The organism is Furfurilactobacillus rossiae (assembly GCF_013394005.1).
GTDB lineage: Bacteria > Bacillota > Bacilli > Lactobacillales > Lactobacillaceae > Furfurilactobacillus > Furfurilactobacillus rossiae.
In genome coordinates, this window is the sequence record NZ_CP040586.1 from 1698584 (window position 1) to 1722936 (window position 24353).

Annotated in this window: 31 protein-coding genes and 1 pseudogene; 1 reads left to right on the forward strand and 31 read right to left on the reverse strand. The window is 43.2% G+C overall.

Translation table 11 applies throughout. The features are described 5' to 3' along the window. Positions 1-123: 123 nt before the first annotated feature. The 23 genes and pseudogenes from LROSL1_RS08095 to LROSL1_RS08205 form a co-directional block, all read right to left on the reverse strand. Positions 124-906, reverse strand: a complete 783-nt coding sequence (locus LROSL1_RS08095; RefSeq protein WP_178914303.1) for an inositol monophosphatase family protein — start codon at positions 904-906, stop codon at positions 124-126. A gap of 13 nt (positions 907-919) precedes the next feature. Further along, positions 920-1354, reverse strand: a complete 435-nt coding sequence (locus LROSL1_RS08100) for a EutP/PduV family microcompartment system protein (RefSeq protein ID WP_017262934.1) — start codon at positions 1352-1354, stop codon at positions 920-922. A gap of 25 nt (positions 1355-1379) precedes the next feature. Then, positions 1380-1922: an ATP:cob(I)alamin adenosyltransferase gene (locus LROSL1_RS08105; RefSeq protein ID WP_017262933.1), complete on the reverse strand. Its 543-nt coding sequence runs from the start codon at positions 1920-1922 to the stop codon at positions 1380-1382. Between the two features lie 126 nt (positions 1923-2048). Continuing rightward, positions 2049-2414 carry a BMC domain-containing protein gene (locus tag LROSL1_RS08110; protein ID WP_178914304.1) on the reverse strand — a complete coding sequence of 122 codons (366 nt, stop codon included), beginning with the start codon at positions 2412-2414 and terminating at the stop codon, positions 2049-2051. Between the two features lie 75 nt (positions 2415-2489). Next, positions 2490-3620, reverse strand: a pseudogene (locus tag LROSL1_RS08115) (acetate/propionate family kinase); the annotation flags it as partial. 43 nt (positions 3621-3663) lie between these two features. Then, complete coding sequence (locus tag LROSL1_RS08120) at positions 3664-4368, reverse strand: MIP/aquaporin family protein (RefSeq protein ID WP_178914305.1); 705 nt, start codon at positions 4366-4368, stop codon at positions 3664-3666. 16 nt (positions 4369-4384) lie between these two features. Beyond that, the gene (locus tag LROSL1_RS08125) at positions 4385-5503 is read right to left on the reverse strand and encodes a 1-propanol dehydrogenase PduQ (protein WP_178914306.1); all 1119 of its coding nucleotides are present in this window, start codon (positions 5501-5503) and stop codon (positions 4385-4387) included. Between the two features lie 17 nt (positions 5504-5520). Beyond that, complete coding sequence (locus LROSL1_RS08130) at positions 5521-6990, reverse strand: aldehyde dehydrogenase family protein (protein ID WP_178914307.1); 1470 nt, start codon at positions 6988-6990, stop codon at positions 5521-5523. A 3-nt stretch (positions 6991-6993) separates the two neighbouring features. After that, entirely contained in the window at positions 6994-7467 is a 474-nt protein-coding gene (locus tag LROSL1_RS08135; RefSeq protein ID WP_017262927.1) for a GlcG/HbpS family heme-binding protein, read from the reverse strand. Between the two features lie 576 nt (positions 7468-8043). Next, the gene (locus LROSL1_RS08140; protein WP_178914308.1) at positions 8044-8622 is read right to left on the reverse strand and encodes a cob(I)yrinic acid a,c-diamide adenosyltransferase; all 579 of its coding nucleotides are present in this window, start codon (positions 8620-8622) and stop codon (positions 8044-8046) included. A gap of 11 nt (positions 8623-8633) precedes the next feature. Beyond that, positions 8634-8906 (reverse strand): EutN/CcmL family microcompartment protein, encoded by a 273-nt coding sequence (locus LROSL1_RS08145; RefSeq protein ID WP_017262924.1) that lies wholly within the window; start codon positions 8904-8906, stop codon positions 8634-8636. Then, positions 8888-9397, reverse strand: a complete 510-nt coding sequence (pduM, locus tag LROSL1_RS08150) for a PduM family microcompartment protein (protein ID WP_017262923.1) — start codon at positions 9395-9397, stop codon at positions 8888-8890. Before pduM ends, LROSL1_RS08145 begins: the two co-directional genes overlap by 19 nt. Next, on the reverse strand, positions 9390-10235 hold the full coding sequence (gene eutJ / locus LROSL1_RS08155; RefSeq protein WP_017262922.1) for an ethanolamine utilization protein EutJ: 846 nt from the start codon (positions 10233-10235) through the stop codon (positions 9390-9392). Before eutJ ends, pduM begins: the two co-directional genes overlap by 8 nt. A gap of 19 nt (positions 10236-10254) precedes the next feature. Continuing rightward, positions 10255-10881 carry a phosphate propanoyltransferase gene (gene pduL, locus LROSL1_RS08160; RefSeq protein WP_178914309.1) on the reverse strand — a complete coding sequence of 209 codons (627 nt, stop codon included), beginning with the start codon at positions 10879-10881 and terminating at the stop codon, positions 10255-10257. 25 nt (positions 10882-10906) lie between these two features. Continuing rightward, entirely contained in the window at positions 10907-11188 is a 282-nt protein-coding gene (locus tag LROSL1_RS08165; protein ID WP_272946606.1) for a BMC domain-containing protein, read from the reverse strand. 51 nt (positions 11189-11239) lie between these two features. Next, the gene (locus LROSL1_RS08170) at positions 11240-11713 is read right to left on the reverse strand and encodes a BMC domain-containing protein (RefSeq protein ID WP_017262919.1); all 474 of its coding nucleotides are present in this window, start codon (positions 11711-11713) and stop codon (positions 11240-11242) included. Continuing rightward, positions 11710-12060 carry a glycerol dehydratase reactivase beta/small subunit family protein gene (locus LROSL1_RS08175; RefSeq protein WP_017262918.1) on the reverse strand — a complete coding sequence of 117 codons (351 nt, stop codon included), beginning with the start codon at positions 12058-12060 and terminating at the stop codon, positions 11710-11712. Before LROSL1_RS08175 ends, LROSL1_RS08170 begins: the two co-directional genes overlap by 4 nt. Next, positions 12060-13901, reverse strand: coding sequence for a diol dehydratase reactivase subunit alpha (locus LROSL1_RS08180; protein WP_017262917.1), 1842 nt, complete (start codon positions 13899-13901; stop codon positions 12060-12062). Before LROSL1_RS08180 ends, LROSL1_RS08175 begins: the two co-directional genes overlap by 1 nt. A gap of 12 nt (positions 13902-13913) precedes the next feature. Then, on the reverse strand, positions 13914-14450 hold the full coding sequence (locus tag LROSL1_RS08185; protein ID WP_017262916.1) for a diol dehydratase small subunit: 537 nt from the start codon (positions 14448-14450) through the stop codon (positions 13914-13916). 14 nt (positions 14451-14464) lie between these two features. Continuing rightward, positions 14465-15184: a propanediol/glycerol family dehydratase medium subunit gene (locus LROSL1_RS08190; RefSeq protein WP_017262915.1), complete on the reverse strand. Its 720-nt coding sequence runs from the start codon at positions 15182-15184 to the stop codon at positions 14465-14467. A gap of 30 nt (positions 15185-15214) precedes the next feature. Next, a complete protein-coding gene (locus LROSL1_RS08195) occupies positions 15215-16879 on the reverse strand; it encodes a propanediol/glycerol family dehydratase large subunit (protein WP_178914310.1) in 1665 nt (554 codons plus the stop codon). Positions 16880-16897: 18 nt separating this feature from the next. Continuing rightward, positions 16898-17680, reverse strand: a complete 783-nt coding sequence (gene pduB / locus LROSL1_RS08200) for a propanediol utilization microcompartment protein PduB (RefSeq protein ID WP_225440512.1) — start codon at positions 17678-17680, stop codon at positions 16898-16900. A 15-nt stretch (positions 17681-17695) separates the two neighbouring features. Beyond that, positions 17696-17977, reverse strand: coding sequence for a BMC domain-containing protein (locus LROSL1_RS08205; RefSeq protein WP_017262912.1), 282 nt, complete (start codon positions 17975-17977; stop codon positions 17696-17698). Between the two features lie 301 nt (positions 17978-18278). Here LROSL1_RS08205 and LROSL1_RS08210 point away from each other — a divergent pair, with 301 nt between their 5' ends. Beyond that, positions 18279-18899 (forward strand): hypothetical protein, encoded by a 621-nt coding sequence (locus LROSL1_RS08210; protein WP_178914311.1) that lies wholly within the window; start codon positions 18279-18281, stop codon positions 18897-18899. A gap of 46 nt (positions 18900-18945) precedes the next feature. On the opposite strand, the gene LROSL1_RS08215 is transcribed toward LROSL1_RS08210, so the two are convergent. From LROSL1_RS08215 to LROSL1_RS08250, 8 genes are all read right to left on the reverse strand, one after another. Continuing rightward, positions 18946-19839 (reverse strand): IS3 family transposase, encoded by an 894-nt coding sequence (locus LROSL1_RS08215; protein ID WP_178913460.1) that lies wholly within the window; start codon positions 19837-19839, stop codon positions 18946-18948. Continuing rightward, on the reverse strand, positions 19836-20507 hold the full coding sequence (locus LROSL1_RS08220; RefSeq protein WP_178913461.1) for a helix-turn-helix domain-containing protein: 672 nt from the start codon (positions 20505-20507) through the stop codon (positions 19836-19838). Before LROSL1_RS08220 ends, LROSL1_RS08215 begins: the two co-directional genes overlap by 4 nt. A 157-nt stretch (positions 20508-20664) precedes the next feature. After that, the gene (locus LROSL1_RS08225; RefSeq protein WP_178914312.1) at positions 20665-21015 is read right to left on the reverse strand and encodes a BMC domain-containing protein; all 351 of its coding nucleotides are present in this window, start codon (positions 21013-21015) and stop codon (positions 20665-20667) included. A 3-nt stretch (positions 21016-21018) separates the two neighbouring features. Further along, on the reverse strand, positions 21019-21558 hold the full coding sequence (locus LROSL1_RS08230; protein WP_178914313.1) for an NADPH-dependent FMN reductase: 540 nt from the start codon (positions 21556-21558) through the stop codon (positions 21019-21021). A gap of 85 nt (positions 21559-21643) precedes the next feature. Continuing rightward, positions 21644-22375, reverse strand: a complete 732-nt coding sequence (locus LROSL1_RS08235; RefSeq protein WP_178914314.1) for a uroporphyrinogen-III synthase — start codon at positions 22373-22375, stop codon at positions 21644-21646. An 8-nt stretch (positions 22376-22383) separates the two neighbouring features. Further along, on the reverse strand, positions 22384-22968 hold the full coding sequence (locus tag LROSL1_RS08240) for a histidine phosphatase family protein (RefSeq protein WP_178914315.1): 585 nt from the start codon (positions 22966-22968) through the stop codon (positions 22384-22386). Further along, on the reverse strand, positions 22965-23738 hold the full coding sequence (locus LROSL1_RS08245) for an adenosylcobinamide-GDP ribazoletransferase (RefSeq protein ID WP_178914316.1): 774 nt from the start codon (positions 23736-23738) through the stop codon (positions 22965-22967). The genes LROSL1_RS08240 and LROSL1_RS08245 overlap by 4 nt, the downstream gene beginning before the upstream one ends. 12 nt (positions 23739-23750) lie before the next feature. Next, positions 23751-24344 carry a bifunctional adenosylcobinamide kinase/adenosylcobinamide-phosphate guanylyltransferase gene (locus tag LROSL1_RS08250; protein ID WP_178914317.1) on the reverse strand — a complete coding sequence of 198 codons (594 nt, stop codon included), beginning with the start codon at positions 24342-24344 and terminating at the stop codon, positions 23751-23753. Between the last annotated feature and the right edge of the window lie 9 nt (positions 24345-24353).

Below are 24353 nucleotides of genomic sequence, written 5' to 3' on the forward strand. Positions count from 1 at the left end.
TTTAACCAGTCAATACTTTTGGTTTAAGCACAAACAAATTTTTGAAGCTTATTAATCTTCCCAAATACAAAAAAAGCCGTTCAAATAAATGAACAGCTCCAAATAACTAAAACACGTTAAGCACTATGCATATGCAAGTTTTCTAAATGTCTTCATCGCATTTGGCGTCATTACCACATAATCCGCCGGCCGCAACAGCGACAACCGATACCCCGACACACTGCCAGTTTCAAATCCCAATGCTTCAGCCAAAATTGACCCAGCCGCGAAATCCCACGGATTCAATGTTGAAACATAACCAACATGTCGTCCATTCAACAATTGAACGAATTCAAGACCCGCACTACCAAGAATACGAACTCCTGACGCATGATAACCAATTGTCCCAAGATTAAAACGATTGGTGAATAACTGACGCCAGGACGCGCCGATTAATCCATCGGCTAACGGACAGTCAGCCACTGCGTCAAGCTTAACGTCATTACGATAAACACCTAGCAACGGGCCACCCCAGTATAAATCCTTATTCATCACATCCAAAATTCCACCAAAGACCGGTTCGCCATCATAATAAACGCCAATCATGGAAGCAAAACAATCATGTTTACGAACAAAATTTAGCGTTCCATCGATGGGATCAACAAAGAAAACGAGTCCATGTAAATTTTGCGGTCGTTCAGCCTTGTTTTCCTCACCCATTATCTGTGCGTCAGGATATGTTTGTCGGATATGACCATCCAATAATTTTTCAATACTGACATCTTCATTAGTGACCAAGTCATTACGAGATGATTTAGTGTCCACCTTTGAAATATGATTAACTCCGGGACGCAGTTTATCGCCGGCCTCAATCAACCAGCTCGTTACGTTACCAGCAATTTCTAACACTTCTGTCTTACTCATCATAAGCGTCGACTTCCTATTTCATTTCTAATACGTGTTCAACATTAAGCGTGCCAATGTCCTTAACTGCAGAACTTAAAATCACGGTTTTAGCACCAGCACTTCGTAGATACTTGGCACTCGCTTCAATTTGTGTCACGCTGTCCGCTAAATCCACCTTAGTCACAATACCAACAACTGGTTTATTAAACATTGTGGCAAACCCTGGAGCAAAGATCTGTCGTCGATCTAAAACACTTTGCAACATTAGAATCAGATCAACATCCGCAGCCGTCACAGACAAGGCACTGTAAAAACGATGATGTTCAACAAATTCTCCTGGTGTATCAATCGCATCTTTAAAAAATTCCACTGACTGTGTTTTATCGTACTTGATCAGTGCGCCAGTCAAACGTTGGTGTAGTGTCGTTTTACCACATCCGACCGCACCAACCAACAGTGGCCTTTTCATACTTTCACCCCATTAGTGAATTTTTTTAAAATGGCCAATTCGGATCATCGGCATCAAATAATTCTTCCTGAACACCCATCTCAACATAAACATAGCGTGCAATCACAAAGAAGTAATTTGATAACGTGTCCAAAAACTGTGCCATTTCCATGTGCTTGTCATTTAAGGCAATTCTCACCAACCTAAAAGACTTTAATGCCATGGTCCTTGCGACTTGTAACTCGCTGGCCTGAATGCTGCCACCCGGCACAACAAATTGATGAATCTCAGGCAACGTGACTGAATACTGCGTTGTTAACCCCTTTAACCAGTCATTTGCACCATCTGGAAATACACGGCGAACATTTGGATCGTCATCGTCAACGGAAAGATCTGTGCCAATACAGAATAGCAATCGTTGAATTGTCTTAAATTCAGCATCGAATGGACGCAATCCATTATTGACCGCACGCACACGGCATAGACCCAGCCAAGCGTTTAATTCATCTAAAGCTCCATAGGCTTCAACTTGTTCTGGATTATAATCTTTGAACACGCGATCTTGATTTTCTTCGTTGTTTCCACTCATTTTAGCAACCCCGTTTTATTGTAATTATAAAAGTTTCAGATTATCCGTTCACGTCATAAAATAACATGACGGTTGTCCACAAACAAGGTTTGAATCGTGAATCAGTTCACGTAATGAGGAAAACCCTTACGATTGTGTAATCGGTGTGATCGTAAAATCAAGAATTTTTGACAACGTGTCCTCTGCTGCTTCGATGGCCGCTCTCACGTCATCCACTTGTCCTGCCAACAAAACAGAACCACTGAAGCGATCAATGAACACGACATTAACATTGCCTGCTTTACCTGAAACATCCGAAGCAATGGCTGCCGCCTCACCTGGTGTGATTGTTAACAAACCTAACGCTGTTGAAGTATCCTCAATTCCAAGTTTGTCAAAAATCTCCTTATCGGGATGTAAAATAATATGTGCTAGTGTAACTTGTTTACCAGGAACTGACTCCTGAATAACCCGTTCTAGATTTTCTGCATGGTCAAATGTGTTCTCGCTCATGGCTTAACTCTCCAAATGTAATAGTCGTGCAACATCTCTAGCAATGACAACTTCCTCATCCGTTCGAACCACTCATACCTTAACGTTACTATCGGATGTTTGAATAAACTGAGCATTTTCGTCATTTTTTTGCTCATCCAACTGAATGCCTAAATATCCTAAATGTGCGACTACCATCTTTCGAATAGTAGAAGAATGTTCACCAACACCAGCCGTGAAGGTAATGGCATCAACACCGTTCATATCAGCAACATAAGAACCAATATACATTACAATCTGATGAACAAACATATCTAGTGCTAACTGTGCTCGTTTATTACCCTCAGCAGCGTCGTCCTCAATTTCACGTAAATCATTAGAAATTCCGGAAATCCCCAACACGCCAGACTTTTCATTTAACATATCTTTGATCTGTTCGGAATCCATATGTTCATGTTCTTCCAGAAATGGAATGATTTGAGGATCAATATCCCCAGAGCGAGTCCCCATCATCAGCCCTGCCAATGGCGTGAAACCCATTGAGTTGTTAACCGTCTTACCATCAACAATGGCTGAAATACTTGCCCCATTGCCAATGTGACAGCTAATTAACCGATGCAAACCTGGTACTAATTTTGCCGTTTCTTCCGCAATATATTGATGACTTGGTCCATGGAATCCAAATCGTTTGATTCCATACTTTTCATAATATTCATACGGAATCGGATATAAGGCGCTTGTTAACGGAATTGTGGCATTGAATGACGTATCAAACACCGCAACCTGTTTAGTATGTGGTAGTTTTTGCGCAAACGCCTTTATGCCCAGTAGATTAACTGGATTATGTAAAGGCGACAGCGAACTCAATTCATCAATTCGCTGTTCGACCTCACCATCCACAATCACAGATTTAAGATAATACGATCCACCATTTGAAACACGGTGACCCACACCCTCGATTTCATCTAAACTACTAATGATTTTGTTCTCTAGTAGCTGGTTCATCACGAGTTCAACAGCTGCTTGATGATCAACAATCGGTCGTTGTGCTGTTTTCTTCTGTTGCGTCTGTGTTCCTTCCGGCGTGTATCTGAGTGTTAGTTTTGCGTCAGGATCCCCAATTCGTTCGATTTGACCATCCGCCATCACTGTTTCACTTGGCATTTGATAAAGCTTAAACTTCAAGGACGAACTCCCTGAATTAATCGCTAACACTTTATGAGTCATATTTTTAGTTTCCTCCCTAAATCTGTCATTACAGAACTATTAATTACAAGATCTTAAACAAACCTGTTGCAATAACTGCACCAACAATTGGTCCAACCATTGGCACCCAAGCGTAGTTCCAGTTCGTGGTGCCTTTGTTTGGTACAGGGAAAAGCGTGTAAGCCAAACGTGGACCCCAGTCACGCGCTGGGTTAATGGCATAACCTGTGGTCTCGCCAAGGCTCATCCCAATTGAAACAATTAGGAAGCCAACAATAAATGGTTTCATACCAGTCGTGAAATTGCCTAAGTTCAGCAAAATATACATAAATGCAAACGTTGCAATAGCTTCACTCAGAAAGTTAAAGACCGGGTTGTTAATTGCCGGAATTGTCGCAAAGTTGCCTACCGTGTTACCCTCTTCGGGCTTTGTAACCTTAAAGTGTGGGTAGTACTGAATGATAACAACAGCGGCGCCAAGGAAAGCACCGATAAACTGACCAAGTAGATATGGCACAACTTGCGACCATGGGAACAATCCAAAGATTGCACTTCCTAGGGTAACTGCTGGATTCAAGTGACCAAGTGAGCCAAGGTGGCCCGCCACATAAACACCCATAGTGACGCCCATACCCCAACCTAAGTTGATTAACAGCCAAGTACTGTTATTTTTACCGTAGGTTTTATTAAGGTTGACACCGCAGCAGACACCTGCCCCGAGTACAATCAGGATAAACGTGCCTAATAATTCACCAAGAAAGCCGTCCATTTTCTCCACCCCATCATTATTCGATTACTTTTTGATAAATCTCGGCCAATTGCTCATCAGTTGGAACAATTGGGTTACCAGGAAATGTTCCATCTTTTCTAGCAGCCTTAACGATTGTTTCGCAGGCAGCCTTAGCATCTTCTGGCTTGATTCCAAAAGCAGCTAATGTGCGAGGGCACTTCATCTGACGCATCATGGCTTGTAATTTGCGAATTAATTCGCGAACAGCCATTCTGTCTGAACTATCAGCACCGGCCAAACGTGCTTTACGAGCAGCTTCTGCGTACTTAGCTTCACACTTTTTATCCTGTGCATTAAACGCAACAACGTGTGGCAATACCATGGCACAGGCCAAGCCATGCGGAACATGGAACTGGGCACCAAGTTGGTGCGCAATTGAATGTGTAATCCCAAGTCCAGCAGTATTGAAGGCCAGACCGGCAGCAGTAGCGGCTTCATGCACGATGTGGCGTAATTCAAGGTTAGTTGGATTACGGTATGCATCAACAAGATTGTTACCAATGACGTCAACCGCTTTTTCGGCTAGTGCTTCTGTAAACAAGTTAGCATCATTAGCAACCAGTGATTCCAACGAATGAGTCATAACATCCATGCCAGAGTATGCAGTAACTGAAGCTGGTGCACTGACAACAAGTTGTGGATACAAAATTGCAATATCAGGAATCAAATGATCATCCATAATGGGGAACTTTGCATGATTTTCTTCATCTGAAACAACAGCTGTATTGGTTACTTCTGACCCAGTCCCGCTAGTGGTTGGAATCGCAACGAAACAGCTCAACTGTTTACCACTAATCTTTTCGCCAAAATTACGAATTGCTTTAGCAGTATCAATGGCTGAACCACCACCAAGCGTTACGATAACGGATGGATCAAATTCCTGATAAACTTTGACTCCAGCAGTAATACTGGTCAATGGTGGATTTGGTTTAACATCGGCAAATACTTTGACCTCTGCACTACTTGGTAAGTGTGATTCGATCATTTTTAACGTGTCACTACCGTTCAGAAATGGATCACAAACGAACATAACCTTTTGTGATTCAAATGCCTGAAGGACATCCAAACTATCTGAACCGGCAATGATTTTTGTGGGAATCGTAAATTTTTCCATGTTTGACGCCCTTTCAACTAATCATTCCAACTGCGCAAAGAGAATGCCTGAGGCGAATTCAATCGACGACGACGGGTAAATGATTTTGCAGTTGTTGTACCTTCACCAGTTGGTGTGGCAATCGTTAAAGCGGATGCCCCAGTGAAGCCAACACCAGTACCGGCATAGGTCGGACCGTTAACAACGAAAATTGATGTGTTCATTCGATGAGCAGCTTTATTGATATGAATGAGGTCACGTGAATGAATTGATGCTGTGTGATGGAATCCCTGTTCAACTTCAACCGCAGTCTTCAAGACACTGTCAAAGTCTGGGCAGTTAACAATTGGCAAGATAGGCATCAGATTTTCAGTCATAACTAACGGATGATCTTTAGCTGCTTCAAGAATGATTTCCTTAGGACGACCTTCATAACGGATGCCTGCTTGAGCCAGAATGTAATTTGCATCCTTACCAACAAACTTTCTGTCGGGAGCACCATTATCTTGAATCGTCATGTCAGCTAATTTTTGAATGTCTTCAGGCTTAGTAACTAAGAAGGCCCCTTCATCCTGCATGTCTTTGATCAGTTCATCTTTAACAGACGACTCAACCACAACTTCTTTTTCAGCTGTACATAAAATATCGTTATCGAATGAAGCTGAATCAATGATATTATGTGCTGCCAACTTAATATCAGCAGTAGCATCAACCATTGCAGGTGGATTACCAGCACCGGCACCAATGGCCTTCTTACCACTCGTCATGGCTTGATGAACCACGGCCGGACCACCAGTAACGGCCAAACAAGCGATGTCAGGATGTGCCATCATCTTTTGTACGGCTTCAATACTTGGGTTTTCAATCCCAACAACCAAGTTTTGCCAACCAGTTGCATCGTAAACAAACTGGTTTAACTTTTCGATTGTCCAACGAGTAATGTTCTTAGCACCAGGATGGGCACCAAAGAATAACGTATTTCCACCCGCTAACATCATGATTGCGTTGGCAATCACCGTTTCAGATGGATTTGTGCTTGGACCAACAGCACCAATAACACCGTAAGGCGCATATTCGTACATAATTAGTCCGCCATCACCAGTTTCGGCTTCTGGTTGAAGAATTTCAGGACCGGGTGTGTTGTACAAAGCATTGTTCAACTTAGCGATTTTTGCTTCGACCGTACCCATGCCAGTTTCTTCACGAATGGCCTTGGCCATCTGTTCGATGTATGGTTTAAAACCCTTCTTGATTGCATCGATGACTTGAGTTCTCGTTTCAATACTTGCGTCAACAAACTGATCTTCTGCTGCCTTGGCAGCGGCAATCGCAGAATCAACATCTGGGAAAATTCCCAGCTTACCCTGACCACTTGTTAAGGGTGCTGATGTGGCCGTAGTTGATGCAGCCGCATTGCTTGAGGCAGTTGCAGGGGTTTTATCGCCAGAACTCTGCTGATTCAGTTCATCTTGAATAATTTTGCGAATTTGATCTTCTAGTTCTGCCATAAACTAATTAATCCCTTCTAGAAATTGTTTAACGCCAGCTTCACAAATTGCCTGATCCTCTTCGACAGCACCACCACTGCAACCAAGTGCACCGATAATTTGATCATTGACAATCAGTGGAATTCCACCAGCGAATGAAACGAGTTTGCCATCCAACATAGTTTCCATTTCATATAATGGTGCCCCAGGTTGAATTTGATCACTAACTTCTTTTGTCGGCTGTTTCATGGCCAATGCGGACCACGCCTTTTTAGGAGCCAGTGTGATGCTGACCAAATTAGCATTAGTCATGTGATACTGCATCAATGGGTTTCCAGCTGCATCCATGAAGCACATGGATACGCCAACACCAAGTTCATTAGCCTTGTTTTCACAGGCATCAAATACTTTTTGGAAATTGGCCCGTGTAAATGCGCCGGAACCATCTTTGTTCTTAAATGCTGCCTGAACGCTGGACAAAATGTTTTCAACTGCCATTTAGATGACCTCCTTTTAAATATTTTATTTTTAACTTACAAGATTGAAATTCTTTAATAAGCTAATTCAGTAGTTCGTTCGTTACGCCGACCAGCAACGCCGTTCCATGGGACCGGTCTTAGCTCGCTTTGCGATCTTCGACCTCGACTTTGAACCCGTAGCCCAGGTTTCAAAGCTCGTCCTGCATGACTAAGTGACCGAAAACCGTTCACTAAGTCATGCTTTCACTGAACTCTGTTTCTGGTCGACTTCACTAACCTACAAAGTAACTAAAATAGCTACTGAAAATAATGTTGCAGTCTCAATCAATAAATTATTGAAAATGCAATATGAGCTGGAGGGCGTCAAATATGAATGTAAGTCGTGAAAGTGTTGTTGGTTCGGCGATTTGTGCCAGAGTTACAACACGGACGGTCGCAAAGACTCCGATTTTCAGGAGGCTTGGCGGCGAGGTGAAAGACTCCGGATTTCAGGAGGCTTAAACCGGTCCCACGGCGGCGTTCATATTTGACAACCGTAAGCGTCATTTGGCTACTATTACCAGCAACAAACAATGTCTCTAGTTTCAATATTCAGTTAGTGTTTTGATACTGCTTGTTGGTAGCGACGAACGACTTCATCACAAATCTTCGTTTGACGATCCGCTTCATCTTCGTCGCGTGCCAGAATGTACAAAAAGTCTGACAAGCGGTTAGCATATTGGAGCACTTGTGGTCGGAAGGTGATGTCCTCACTGATTTTTGTCAGTAAACGCTCTGCACGCCGACATACCGTTCTAGCTAAATGTAAATGTGCACCCGCTAAACTTGATCCCGGTAAAATAAATTCATGTAATTCAGGTAATTTGGCAATGTACTTATCGATGACATCTTCCATTTTCTTGACGTCAGGTTCTTCAATTCGATCGCTCTTGCCATAAAACTTATCTGGATCCGATGAAGCAATTTCACCGTCTAGAATAAACATCCGGTTTTGAACCCACCGCAATAACTCACGGTTTTCCTCACGCAGACAGTACTTTTCTGCAACGCTGATTTGCGCATTGCACTCATCAAACGTGCCATATGTTTCAACCCGCGTATTGTATTTTTTAACACGTTCACCCGTGAAAAGAGATGTTGTCCCTTTATCACCGGTTTTTGTATAAATGGCCACCTCGTGTCACCTCACTTGTCGAATCGATCAATAATGCCCACAATTGCTGAATCAACGACATCCTTGTTACGGACCCCTTCACGCTGTGTTTTTCGAGCACCTGCACCGCGGACTAACAGAACTAACTCGCCAACACCGGCACCAACTGTATCTGCAGCAACCTCTTCCGTCCGAATAGGTTTACGATCACTGTCAATTGGTTGAACGATCATTAGCTTGCGACCAATTAACGAATCATCTTTCTGTGTGGCAACAACACTTCCAACTACTTTTGCCATATACATAATTGATCCGTCCTTTCTAATATCTCAATTTGTTGATCGCGAAGATATTCCTGTGCACTCGCAGTCATTTGCTGATCATTTCGTTTAATAAACACACTTTGTTTAGTCAAATTAACAACATCCCGTCGTGAAATCATGTGTGATTTACTGACATGTAATTGACGTTCATCCGCCAGAGAAAAATTAAGTGACCAGTCAACCAACAATGACCAAGGGATGAAATTCACATTGGTGAACGCGATTTGTAACCGTACTTCATCACCATCAGCTTGTGCAAGTTGAATGAATTTAACCAACGGGGCTGTCTGCGATAAAGATAGTAGCAGTGCCAAATCAGTTGGATAAATATCAGTGATAATGATTTTTCGGGCTCCTAAAGCGGTCTTTTCCGTCAGTTGATCTGTATCGTGAACAGAAACGCGGGTTGTTGTTTGTTCGCGTCGTTCAATTTTTTGTTGAACTAAACGAACAATTTCACTAATGTCACCCATCACTGGCCGCCCCCTTGTCACTCATTGCAATGCCAATGGGAGTTACAAAGTCGGGATTAGGCATCCCCATCACTGGCACACCAAGTTGTTTTGAAAATGTGCTAGCGAATGCGTCAAAGTTTGTCGCACCGCCAACAACCACGACTGGCTGGACTAAGTGATGATTAGTCACCCGATCGGTAATGTGTGCCATGTTCTCCACGACCGGTTTAACAACCATAAAGACATTGTTCTGTTGAGTCGGGTCTCTTTTTAATTGTTCGGCTGCATCATGATCCAACTGACGATTACCTGCTAAGACTAGGGTCATGTGATAACCACCAGTTGGCTCGTCACCCACGCGTAACAGGTGTCCATCTTGAAATAAACTAATGCCAGTCGTACCACCGCCAACATCCACAATAGTGCCATCGGTAATGCCTAACATCGTTGCCGCGGCCGTGGGTTCATCAACAACATCACTGCAATGCATCCCACTGTCCTCAATAACGTTTGCAACCGCCTTGCTATTAGCTGCGCTTACACCTGGAGGGATAGCACCAGCAGCGGATTTTAACGTTACGTTCAACTGTGATTGTGCACGTTCACGCATGTGAGTCACAATATCTACTGCCTCACGATAATTGACCACAATACCATCCCGAACAGCATGATCACGAATTGATTCACCATAAATGGGGACATTATTTTCATTTAATACAACGAACACAATCGTTGAGGTTCCAAGGTCAACACCGACCCTTAAATGTTGATCTGGTGTGACCTCAGTGTTGACATGAGGTTCCTGATCAACTAATTGGCTAAACTTTTTCAGTAACGCCGTTTGTTTTTCAAACATATCAGGATCCCCTTTTTACTTACTTTTTGGGTAAGATCCTCGCAACAGTGTCCTTAGTCAAACCTGCTGCATTGGCTTCATCGGTATCAATATGCATTTCCAGCACAAAGTCTTTGCGTGGACGTGCCATGACGTCATTGAAGACCAAACGACGGGATCCTGTTGTGATTTCAACAGACACTTCATCACCGTACTTAACACCATAACGTTTGCCATCTTCAAGACTCATGTGAATGTGACGTTTGGCAGCAATAGCACCGTATACAGGAATCCGCGCATCCTTTGTTTGTAAGATAACCTTTGGTGCACCGTCCAAATCACCGGATAGACGGACTGGTAAATCGACACCAATCTGGAAACCATCTGTTAATGACAGTTCAACTTGTGATTCTTTCCGGCACGGTCCTAAAACTCGCACATTGTCAATTTGACCATGAGGCCCGATGACTGTGACCTTCTGATTCGTTGCAAAGTCAGCTGGTTGTTTCAGGTTACGAAACTTGGTCATTTTTTGACCAGGGAACAACTGTGCAAAGTCTTCTTCAGAAAGATGAACATGGTGATTGGAAACACCAATCGGAATTCCTGGTTGGGTTTCTTCTTGAACAATTTGTTTAACTAATTCACGTAATTCACTATCAGTCATAAACTTACCCCGTTGTTAAAATTTATTACTTGTTGCTTGAAGGTAAAATGCTTTCAACATCTGTATGTGGACGAGGAATTACATAAGAAGCGTAAACTTCACCAACATTTTCTGCTGAAGCAGTACCTGCATCAACGGCTGCTTTAACGGCACCAACATCACCACGAACCATAACAGTAACTAATCCAGAACCAATTTTTTCGTAACCAGTAAGGTCAACGTTGGCTGCTTTAACCATTGAATCTGCTGCTTCAATAGCGGCAACTAAACCCTTTGTTTCGATCATTCCTAAAGCGTTGTTCATAATAATTTCCTCCTAATTTTTAAAGGCCTTTTAAATGCGCTTACATTTTTAAAATTACTTCTTGCGGCCAGCACTTCTTGGTCCCCGACGACTTGAAGACGTTGGTTTCTTAGCAGCCCCTGACTGACTAGTAGCTTGACTCGTTGCTGCAGAAGTAGCTGATGTAGCAGTAGCCGGCGTGGCTGACTTAGCACTGGCTGGCTTAGCCGCAACTGAGTCTGGTTCTGTTTCCGGCGCAATTTGATCAACATTCACCGAACGTTCAACAAGTGGCGTTAACCCTTCTGCAGGACGTGCAATCACTTGTTTTGCAACAAAGTGATCAACTTCATTTGCCATGCTTTCACCAGCGGCAACCGCTGCGTTAACAGCACCAACATCTCCGGTGACAAAGACCGTCATCTGGCCGGCACCCCGAGCCCGTTCTACCTTTTCAATGTGAACGTTAGCAGTCTTAACCATGACATCAGCCACTTTAATGACTGTTGAATAACCGCCAACTTCGACCATTCCTAAAGCATCACTCATAGGATTTTCCCTCCCTTCTCGAATTTTTTAAACGGTACCTGTTTTACTAACCTTGCAGCATTGGCGCCAAGTCTTCGCAGATCTTCTTGATCCGTTAATGGCACCTCAGCCAGTGGTTTATCTTCATCCAAACTGTTGAAGTGTAAATAAGCCATCCGATTATCAAAACTGATACCCACGCGCAATTGGGATGCTAATGCAGCCTCATGTGCCAATCCGATTATGGTTGGTGAAGAGACTTCCGTCGTAAAAGTATACGGAATTTCCTCTTCTTCAATCCCATAAAGCAATGGCAAAATCGCCTCATTTTTTTCACCGGCAATTAAAATTGTAGGTTCAGCAGCCATTACGACATCCCCTTCTTCAGCTCGTTTGCATAAGACAAGATCAATCCAGTTGCGACCGCATTACGTGGTCCTTCAATCGCCCGAACATTTCCTCGTCCAGCAACCAAGTTGTAGTGGGATAAAGCATCCGTAACCAACTGAGGAATTTCAAAGTCTAACGCTGAGCCACCAACAATGACAACAAACGGAATGTCACGAATGTTCCCAGTTGGGCTAACTTTAGCCAGTGCGCGTAACGCGTTCGTTACGAAGACTCGTTTCTTAGCTGATTGTCGAATCGCTTTAATTCGTTCAATGGAAAGGTCCCCTGGAACCGGTAAATACCCATCCGGCTTGACAACAACCGTTCGAGCAAACAAAGTTCCCGGCAACGCTTTCTTAAAGAATTGAACACTGCCATCCTCATGGCGGATGTAGAACAAACTTTCAACCTTCGCTAACGGATAACGTTTGATATCCTCAGCCAAGTACGGATCATCTAACCCTAACTCTGAATTAATAATCATCGTTGTCATATCACCAGCACCAGCTAAGTGAATCGCAACAATATGACCATTTTTGTCAATGATTGAGGCATCTGATGAGCCAGCACCTAAGTCAAGAATGGCCAGTGGTGCCTGAGTCCCTGGTGTAGTCAACGCACCACGGATAGCAGCCTCTGCTTCTGCACCACCAACTTCAACATCCACACCCAACTCGTCTTTGATAGCATCCGCAATCGCCTGCATCTGCAAGTGATCTGTTCGAACCATCGAGGCAATTCCGACCGCTTGTTCCATGGAGAATTCGCCTGCCAGACCACCTTTAACGTTATTGGGTACTGATGTGTTCACGGCAAGCAAATCTTGAATAAAGATATCCTGCATCTGCTTATCTGTTAGATCCGCCATCGTCTGACGAACTCGTTCCAGCATGCCGCCGATATTAGTTCCTGATTCACCGGTTACGTTATCAATGTTCTTGAAGTCGGACACCGTCTTCATAATCTTTTCAGCACCATCAGAAATGCCAACTTCTTCTTCATGACCATCACCGGTGATTTTAATCGATCCAGCCGGAATGACACGCGCTTTAACATCACCCGTTGGCGTTTTGATAACCACCGCTGAACGGTTACCAATCAAGGCCCTGGCTACCGGTACAACATTTTTGGTTTGTTCCGGTGTCAGATTAAAGACAGTCGCAATTCCGTATGGGTTAGACAACTGTTTGATGACACTGCCCTTATCGGCTACCTCTACGGCAGCTAACATGCGTTGCGGCACCTTGTCCAACAATGAAACTTCGTCAACAATTGGAATTTTAAAATTCAAACGATTATCAACAAGCACACCATCGTCACCTTGTAAGATGGCACCAGTAACTTTAAACCCAGCGTCATGATACAAATTCAGTAATTTTGCGGCATCACCAAAATCAACTTCTTTTGGAATTAAGACAATATACGTTTGCGCCTTGTCAGTCTCGTTGGCTAAATCGGTTAGCAAGATAGTTTGACCGATTCCCAACCCAAGACCACCAGGCGTTCGTGGATTATGTCCAATCATCGTTGATTCTGTGATGATAGTTTCCGTAATGGTTTCCATCGCAACGTCACCAATAACGGGTGTGGCTTCGTTAATTCTAATTAAATCAATATCGCTAATTTCAAGGCCACTTTTATGCAGCACGCCGTTAATAGCGGTACGAATCCCAATCAGATTTCGTTTGGTGCCTTTAATCCCGGTTGTTGCCGTGATATCGGAGTTGATAAAATCAACGGTGCCATCACTAGCAACGTTAGCTAACGCAACTTCGGTGGAAGAGTTACCTATATCAACGCCAATAACCTTTTGCACCATAAATTGCCTCCACTAATTGTCGCCCTTCAACTTCTTACGAATCTTGTAATTCTTAGCAGCCTCACGAACCCAATCGGCAGTGATTTTGGCGTTGTACTTATTTTCAAGTTCGTCGGCCATGTCTAATAACTCCTGTTCAGTTGAACGGTATGGACGTAATGAACCGTACATTTCCAACAGACGTTTGTCAGGAATGGCAGTTAATTCAGCGGCCCGATCGAAATTACTCTTAATAGCCGCACGACCTGCACTTTTGGCGATTTCGCCTTGTGCCTTTAAGGTTGCCGGTGTGATTCGTAGATCGTCAGGCGTGATTTTATCATTAATAACATTATCCAATGTAATGTCACTGACACTCTTACCTGTTGGTGATTTAATCATGTCTGGATGCTTACGGAAAAGTGGATAATCGTCACGACCCAATTCCTTACCAGTTGAAGTGGATGCGGTACTTTGAGTGCTAGTCTGATTTTCAGCTGGTTTACTCTTTGTATCGGAATCCTTCATGTCTGCCATTACTTTGGCAACAAGATCTTCCATTTCACTCATGATGAAATTCCTTTCTAATCAAAATTTACCTGAATTTCGTCAGGACCCTTACCTTGCACTACGTACTTTGTTTCTTTAATGTGCATTAAAGCGGACTTAGCTTGGTATTGAACTCGCGCCATCTGGTCATTGACCGTTGGCACAGGAGTCGGTGATTCACCCTTCGCGTACTTAGCCGCGTTAATACCAATTGCACGGTAAGTGTCAAGCGTAATAACAGGTGCTTGAGGGAATAATTCCAAATTCGTTAATGGATCTTCATCACGTTGATGGATAACAGTTGTTCCCTTTGACTGAATGGCAATCGCAATTCCAGAACCACATAATTTGTCACCTTCTGCAGCAGCAAATGAAACATCGGCAGTCCGATAAACTTTGATAACACGTGCACGGAGACCTTCTTCTTCAATTCCGGCGGTAACCTGACGCAAAATATCTTTGTGTGAAACGCCGGTAATATTTTCGGTCATATGTTCAGCAAAACCTGGTAAAACAGCAACAACAACTTCGTCCACTGCGGTACCCTGTTTAGCAGGACCTTCGTGTTTGAACCAATCGAGTTGCAAAGGTGCATCCTTTGCTTCTGGTTGATTTTTATTCGTCACAGTAGCAGTTGCAGTGTTCGAACTTGCCCCGCTATTGTTGGAAAAATCAACTTTCTTATTTGCAGCACTTGTTTCAGAAATTACTTCTTTAACAATTTTTCTTAGCAGATCAACATCTATGTCAGCCATTTTGACTTCCTCCTTTCTGTTAGCCGATTATTAAACGTTCGAAGGATCGATTGCCATTGGGATATTCTTAATCTTGTCCCAAGTTTCACCGGAAACCCGGTAACCAGTGCCTGGTCCTTCATAATCGTTCTTATCGTTAACAGCAGAGATAACATTCCAGTCTTTGTCAAAGATGGCTGATGTTTGTAAGAAGTCACCTGCAATACGTTGTTGTAACAGACTCAACACGGCTTGGGCAACGTCCCGGAAACCACCGTTATAAAGTCCTTTAACAATATCGATCCCAGTAATGCCACGGTTCATCATATCTTGGGCAGCTTTCATGTCTTCAACCATGTTACGTTCAGGCATGTCGGCTGAAGTGTTGGCATAGGTTGCGGCTTCAACTTCTTCATCCGTAATCTTTGGCAGTCCGAGTGCTTCAAAGACAGTTTGTAATGCGCGGGCAGCTTTATTACGAACTTTAATGACGTCCTCTTCCTTTACAGGAACGATCCCACCATTAACTTTCAGATCCCGTTGCATAACGTAGTAGTCATCGTAGTCCATGGCATCCGTGTTAGAACCGGCAAACATGTTGTCTGAGTTAGGTACTGACGAATAACCTGATGAGATGTAATCTGTGCCGGCTAAGAATTGACCCAGCAAACGTTCAGTCCGACGCATGTCAGAGTGTGAAAATGCTTGGTCATTAGCTGAAGCACATTCGAGGTCAAGCATCATGCAGATCAAATTTTCACCCAATACTGAACGAATACCTGATGGTACTGACCCTGGGATACCGATACAACTAACACCACCGTTTTGTAGACCCTGAACACCACTTGCTTTAGTGATATAGATACAACGTGCTTCCAAATAAAGCATTGATTTTCCTTCGGCATAGCCCATCATAACTTCTGAGCCAGAACCCGAAGTGAACCGCATCTTTAAACCACGTGACGCATAACATGATGCCAAGAAACCCTTTGACCATGGTGTATCATCACCATCAGTAAAGACTTGCTCAGTCCCATAAACGGAAATGGTTTCAGCGTATGCAGTAAACCCACGCATTCCCAAGCTTAATTCCAAAGCTTCTTCAACAGAACATTGTGTCAGTACACCGGGACGTCCCGTCTGAGCACCAATCATAATTGAAATCGCGTTTAGCGGTGCATAACGCGCAACAGCTGTCGTAGTTTCTTGTTCTGGGAATCCACGTAAAGCTGCATCAGCTGCATCAGCTGCAATTTGTACAGGATCATCACGCAAGTTGGTTACGTGACACTGCGTTGCGGGTGTCCGACGTGGGCGCATCTTCTGTGTAGCCATCATCATTTCAACAAAGTTCATTTTACTGATGACATCCACTGCTTTTGCTGGAGTCATCCCAGTTGTCAGAGGAATGATTTTTTCACGAGGAACATTAGGATCACAAAGCATATTTGCCAACTTGTTAGAATCCATACTCGTAACATGTTCAGCATTGCTCTTGTCAATCCCGTGGTCAGCAATATACATATCGATCAGATCAAAGTCTTCACGTTTTTTGCTGTCCAGTTCGGTTACAACACCATTTTCAATTTTAATGCTTGGCTTTGGATCGTTAGGTCCTTCAAGGGCAACGAATCCTTCTTCAGGCCATTCCTTAACAAATCCGTCCAAGTGAATTGGACGCTTTTCCAAAGCTTCAAACCTTTTTTGACGCTTCATTGGTGTATCTCCTCTCACCTAAATGTATGAAGGAAAGTCATTCTTTGGTTTCCCAGCAAGTGTTCCCAGCAGATCCAAGCCCACTTCACGGGCTGCAACAACTGCTTGACGGACTGCTCCAGAATCACCAGAGATATGCAGAATCCCTTCGTTTGAAAAACTTGTTCCATACGCAGGTGACGCGAATGAAAGCACATCGACATTAGCTGCCTTCAAAGCAGTATCACCCATCACGACACCAATTCCGGCTGGAGCACCGGCAATCAAGCCGTACGCCTTACCAATTGGTGCATTAAATGCGAAGTGAGCTGCTTCACTAGCCCGAGCGGTGTATTGCAATTCCAAGTGCCCTGCTGGGCTGTTGTAAACATCTCCGAAGTGAGTTGGAACAGCAGCCAAAGCCACTTCAATCGCACGACGAACATCAGAAACATCGTCACCACCGACAATAATCAAAGACCCGTGTCCAGCACCGCCCTTTGTATCACGAGGCATTTGAATGCTTACTACTTGCGTATTGGTTGCCTTAACGGCTTCATCCATAGACATGATCTGTGGACCACCACCGGTACGTGCCGAAAGAATTCCGAGTGAACGGAATTGCTTTTGTAAATGAAGGTTTTCGGACAAACCACTATCAACGTTTGCAATTACCATCCCAATCGTGTCACCGACTGGGGCAGTACCTACAAATTCAGTCAATCCTGATTGTGTTGGTTTCGTGTCAACAGTTGTGCCAGCATTGGCTTTGTTGAGCAACTTTCCCATCACTTGATTGACTAATTCATCAGTATCAGCCATAACTTATTCACCCACCTATTTATTTGATTGTGGTAACAAAGTTTCAACATCTTGATGAGGCCGTGGAATAACATAATTCGAAACAACTTCACCGATGTCTTCCGCTGCTGCAACGCCTGCGTCAACAGCTGCTTTAACAGCACCAACATCACCGCGAACCATCACCGTGATCAATCCCTTACCGATTTTTTCCTGTCCAACGAGTTTAACGTTGGCAGCTTTTACCATGGCGTCAGCCGCTTCAATCGACGCGATCAAACCACGCGTTTCGATTAAACCAAGTGCTTCTCTATCCATAAATGTTTCCTCCTTCACGCGAGTCACGCGTGTAATATGGTTACTTGGTACACATTTACAGTAACGAAGATTTGTTATACTTTAATGCCATGTCTAAAAAATCACACATGGTGAAGTATTAAATTCCTTGATATAATCAGTGTGGCAACAAGAACAGCACAGTAACGGCAATGAAATCCCTTACACAAAAATCGGTTATCATTGTTCAACTATTTACAAGGCTGTAACTGCCCTTGCATCATGTTTAGTGGTTTTGCAGGGTCACTTATTTGACAAGAGATAAAAAGTAGGGCGGATATATATGAATAACTTTCTTGCACAAGTATTAACTGCTGATCGAACGCATCAGCTTAATAAGTTGCTGGCCAATTTTTCACAGGCAACCGGCAGCATCGCCACCGTAACGGATTTACAAGGGAATACTTTAACAAATCTGTATGGTTTTTCGCTTTTTTCTACCTTTAAGGGTGATGAAGCAACCTGTAATGAGGTGCCACAAAATAAAGCCGTTCATATTGACGAACACTTCTCAGTCAGTCGTCTCTCGATCATGTATGACAAACAAGCTATCGGTTTTGTTTGTTGTGGCTATCCGGCTGCCCAACAAAACGCCCGGCCCAACTTTGGCCCCGCCGGCAACGCAGAAGGTGAACGTTCTCAGGCCTCAGTTACATTATTACGGTTGATTGTGCAACGTGAGATTGATCGATATATGATCAACGCAGACGTTGTGCAGAGCTCCGAAGTTAAACCTAAAGTCCCTGTTATTAACGTCGTCAAACCTCAAAAACAAGAAGCGTTAGCTGATTCATTAAACAGAATTAACAACATTAAAACGAAAAACAAAGAAATAAATGACGCATTAATTTACATCGAACAGCATTTATCGAGACAAAAAAGGATCTTTCACTGTTTGCACTAGGCCCTGTCAAGTTGACAGATGAAATAATATAAACTTTTGTTTGTCTCTAAACGGCTTCATTCCAGTATTCATCTGGAGTGAGGCCGTTTCTTTGTGCCGAACGATTATGATGATTGAAGTATTCGATGCCGTCTTCAACCAACTCCACGAGCTCTTGGTAGGTCTTTGCCAGCGGATGACGATCCATCCAGCGAAGTTTGAACTCATTCCACCAGCGTTCCATTGGGGCGTTATCATATGGTGTTCCTGGACGAGACATGCTTCTCGGGACATGATGACGACTTAAAAAGTTATTAAATGCTCCGGCTGTGTACGCTGGGCCACGATCCGTATGCACCAGTGGATGAACATCGCCAGATGCCTCAAACGCACGGTGAAAAACTTGAATCTCCGCTGCCGCAGTCTCAGTAACGCTAAGATTGTAAGACAACAATCGGCGTCCATAGAGGTCCATGACGCCACTTAAGCGCATCTTGTACTGGCCGTTTACGCCGTACGTTAACTCTGTTGAATCAGACAGCCAGACCTCATTGGGCACCTCCACGTCAAAGTCCTGGTTGAGCACGTTGTCTAAGATATACTGCTCACTTTCTTTACGTCGATGATGTTTCTTAACCCGAATTTGACATTTCAGTCCGAGTTCACGCATCACACGACGAACCATTTTTATCGTAACTGGGAAGTCAATCAATTTATCATGTTGGAGATTGATCAAGAGATTTCCAGCTCCGATACCTTGGTGATGAAAATCGAACCAATACTGTGTTCGTTCCTTAAGTGCTCGGTCTCGCTGCTCCCAAGCAGTCTCTGAACGATTCAAACCTTTATGATAGGCCTGACGGCTGATCCCAATAAGGCCTAATAACTTTGTGATGGCTCCGTGCTGTCCTTGACTGACTTCCTTGATTGCGTGGTAGGCCAGTCGGTGTTGTTGATTCACCCCTTGCGCTGAAGTTCCTGTAATTTTTTTGCGAATGCTTTATATAACTCCTGATCTTTGAGCCGCGATTCTAACTGGCGAATGCGGAGGTTGGCCTTATCTAAATCAGTTAGTTCGTGCTCTGGTTTGCGGTGACCACGGTTATCCACTAGTGCCTCATAACCACCATTTTTGGCCTTCAAGACCCATGAGCGAGCTTGTTGATATGAAACTTGAAAATGATTAGCTGTCTCAGTGTAACTATGTTCACCCTTAACAACGTATTCGACAATTTCAATGCGTTCTTCGAAAGTTGTTTTTCGACTCATGATGGGGACCTGCTTTCTAGACGGCGAAGCCGTTAATTTGTCTCCATTATACTTTGAAATCCATTCTTCAAGTTGTCGTGTTCCACGTAAACCAAATTTTATGCTAAGCGTTTCAAGTGTACCTTCGCCTGCCAAGTATGCTTGAACGACCCTTAGTTTAAACGTTTGAGAATAGTGGGCATTGTTTCGCACTGCTTGTAATCCTGCAGGTCCATATCGTTGGAAAAGTCCAATCCAACGTTTCAGTGTCTTGGGGGTAATTCGCTTCATCTTGGCGAAGGTGCTTAAAGAAATTTCTTGTTGCTGATACTCCATAATGATTGCCAGTTTTTGTCGTGTTGTATGTCTTGATCTAGGCATAGAAAAATCCCTCCATGATTGATAGATGAATTATGATATTTCATCTGTCAATCATGAAGGGATTATCGCAGTTGAAAGATCCTTTTTGATTTAAAATAGTATTTTTTTGACAGTTAAAGTGTGAACTATTTGGCATTATACAATAACAATATATTGTCTAGTTTTGCGTAATCTTGCCCACGGAAAAATGTAGTAATTCTGTCATTTTATCTTCGACTTGTTCAAACGCAGCCTGTAATGCAGAAATTTGACCATGGAAGATAACTGTTCCACTAAAACGATCCAAAAAGCCAATTTCCACGCCACCAGATTTAATCGCCATATCCCCTGCAATGATGGCCGCTTCAGCAGGTGTAACGGTCAGGATACCAATGCTATCGTGTGTATTATCAATACCTAATTTGACGTAAACATCATCTGTTGGGCTAGCAATAATATGAGTCAAAGTGATCTGTTTGCCGGGTACATATTCCTGAATGATTCGTTTCACTGCTTTATGTTCTCTCATTTTTCACACTTCAATCATTTGAATTAGTTTATGCATTGCTTCATCAATCAAGCTCAATGTTTGATGATCCATTAAATTGCCTTGATCATCGAACTTAGTATTGGCATGTCCAAGCAATATTTCCGGTGGATTTACCAAACGTGGGCTGAGCATTGCTGATTGTAAAATTTCACGAACATTTTGTTGAGCGCGAACCGTCCCCAACGTTCCCGTTGAAGCTCCCATTAACAGAGTTGGTTTATCACTCAATGGATAAGGCGCAAACGAGCACCAATCGAGTGCGTTTTTAATACCAGCAGTCGTCGCATTATTATACTCAGGCGTAGCAATAACAACTGCGTCAGCACTCGCAACCGCTTTCAAAAAATCGGTTACCGCAACACTCTGATTATTATCACCATTAGCCAAGATCAAAGGTAGCGCCATAATGTCCGGCTCCGACCACTCAATGGTCGTGCTATAACGAGACGCAATATAACGGGTCAGCAACTTATTATATGAATCAGTTGCTGTACCGCCGTTAATACAAACGACACTCTTCATCCTAGATTCACCTCTACAATTAGAATAACAATGATAATGAGTAACATGTTGTTAACTACTTTCAATTATTTGACGACTTTGTTAACTATTTTTGTGTTTGCTGAGTATCCTGAATAATTTGGTTTACCGCACGTGCCAGAACCGCATTTCTAGTCGCCGGCATCCAAACATTTGCTGTATCTTTACGGATAACAGATGCCGTTTTTTGACCTAATGTATAATATCTTGCATTTTTAAATGATTGTGGTGCAGTGGCGATTAGCGTTTTTAATCGACTATAGGCTGACGGACTTGTCACTAATACTGATTCAAAATGATCTGTTGCAATAATCGCTTCTGCTCTTTTCTGATCCTCAGCCGACCATCGGTTAACATAAACAATCAATGTACTTTCATTTGCACTTAACCGACGTTTGAAATTCGTTAGATTGCCTATTAACCACACTACTGATTCACTTGGATGATAAGTTCTACACAATGCGGTCAAACCTTGCTGATTTTCCTCATTAGCATACCGAATGTTAACTCGGCTATTTTCTGATAGATGCTGACGCAGATTAACGGCCATTTTGCTGCTCAAGACACAAATATCCACTGGATTAATCAGCTTTTGCAACCTCTCTTTATAGACGTTGAGCGCATACCAACTGCTAATAACGATTACTTTTGCGTCACGAATCTTGTTAAGATCATCAGAAGATAAATGACGTGCCTCCAAATGCCGTAATGGCAGATACTCTGGTTTAGTGACTGCCTCCAACTCACTGACAAATCCTGATTCAATTTTTGATTTTGGATACAAAATTAATGTCGCCATAATTACTCCTACAAATTGCGTTGAACGTTTACTACCTTGCCCTGTTTCAAATCATATTCTGTATAAGATCCAGCCTTGAAATCTGGTGTCCAATAATCATCTGCAGGAATCAGAATTTGATTGATTAATCTAGCGACTCCCTGGTGAGAGACAACCATAATCGAATCAGTACTTTGTGCCTGCTTCAGTAAAGATGTTATTGCACTGGTCACTCGCAATCTAAAGACTGCAAACGACTCTGCATCCGGTGGTGTCACATTAAGCGGATCATCCAACCATCGTTGCCAGAACTCTGGATCCCTCGCTTGAATTTCATCAGCATTAAGGCCTTCCCATTGCCCGCACCCTTTTTCGTTAAAGCGTTGATCTACAGACAATGCCAGTCGGCTAAGTTCGGAAATCACGGTTGCTGTTTGACGGGAACGTTTGAGACCACTAGACACAATTTTGGTCAGCGGTACACTCATTATTTTTTGGGCCAATTGTTCAGCCTGTTTTTTGCCCACTGCATCCAAAGCAACATCCAACGATCCATAAAACTTGTGCTCAGCATTCAGCAACGTTTCACCATGTCTTGCCAGCAATAATTTCATAGGTGGCTCACCAACCCGGTATAATTTAAAATCATTTCACTTAAGAGAAAAACCAATTGTGCCACACATGTAAATGCACCAATCGTGTCACCCGTTAGGCCGCCAAATAAATGAACAAAGCGCTGACGGTACGGCCAAGCCGACACTAGAACAATAACTGCACTGATAAGCCCACTGATACCGGCCAGAAACACACTTAGGATTAAATAAATGATTTCACCGAACACAATCTGCCAAGTTTTGACCCCTTGCCACATTTCAGCCAGACCACCCTGTTCTCCTGCGTAATGCATGTGCCAGGTTAAAATTGTCAGACCAGCCTTTGCAGTAGTGGTGAGTAGAACAATCAGGCCGGCTAGTTGCCAGTGATTTAACGTCTTGCCTAGGACTGCAATACTATTTAGCATTACGGCATAATATGTAATTAATGCCAAAACACCCATTGTGCCTAGACGACTGTCTTTCATAATGACCCGCATTTTATCTGGGGTTCTTGATGAAAACACTGCATCGGCCGTGTCCGCAAACGCATCTAGATGAAAGCCACCGGTAAGCAATGCATCAGCTAAAATTGCTAAAATCCAAGCGAATGATGAGGGCAAAATAAATGTCAATCCAAAGTAAATAGCACCTTCAAGTAAACCTAGCAATAGACCAAAAACCGTCAAATATTGCACACTATGATTAAATTTTGCCATTGGATTAGGAATCGCAATGGGCACTGTAATGCGTGTAAAAAATTGGGTAAACAGAATTATCGCACCGAACATCGTTGACCTCTCTTATTTAACTGAAACCGGAATGCCACTGACAACAAAAATAACATGAGTGGCGGATGCGGCAATGAGCTGATTAATTTCACCGTATAAATCACGCAGAATGCGCCCTTCTTTAGTTGCCGGCACTAGTCCTAACCCAACTTCATTAGTCACAATAAAAACTTGTCCGGCTGCCTGCTCTATGGCTGTCAAAATTCGTTTCCATTCTGTCGTAATTTGTTTATCTAGATCGTCAACATCGTTCGTAGACAGGGCATTGATTACTTTGTCCCAGTTTTCTTCGTGTAACTCGGCTGCCCGCTCCCCAACCTTTTTAAAGAATAAATTGGTTGTGAGCATCGTTGCATCATCCAACAGGTATCCATCAAGATGTGAGTCGCCAAACAACTGGTCGACATGTTCATACTGCTCACGAGTTATCCACTGGCTTGAACGCCGTTCCTGATGATGCTTAATCCGACGAGCCATTTCAACATCATCTTGAAACATCACGCCGGTTGCAATATAGCAAATATGCTGATTCGGATTGAGTTGTTGCTCTGCATAAACGGACTTACCACTTTTCGAACCACCGGTGACCATTGTTAACTGTGCCATCTCTACTGC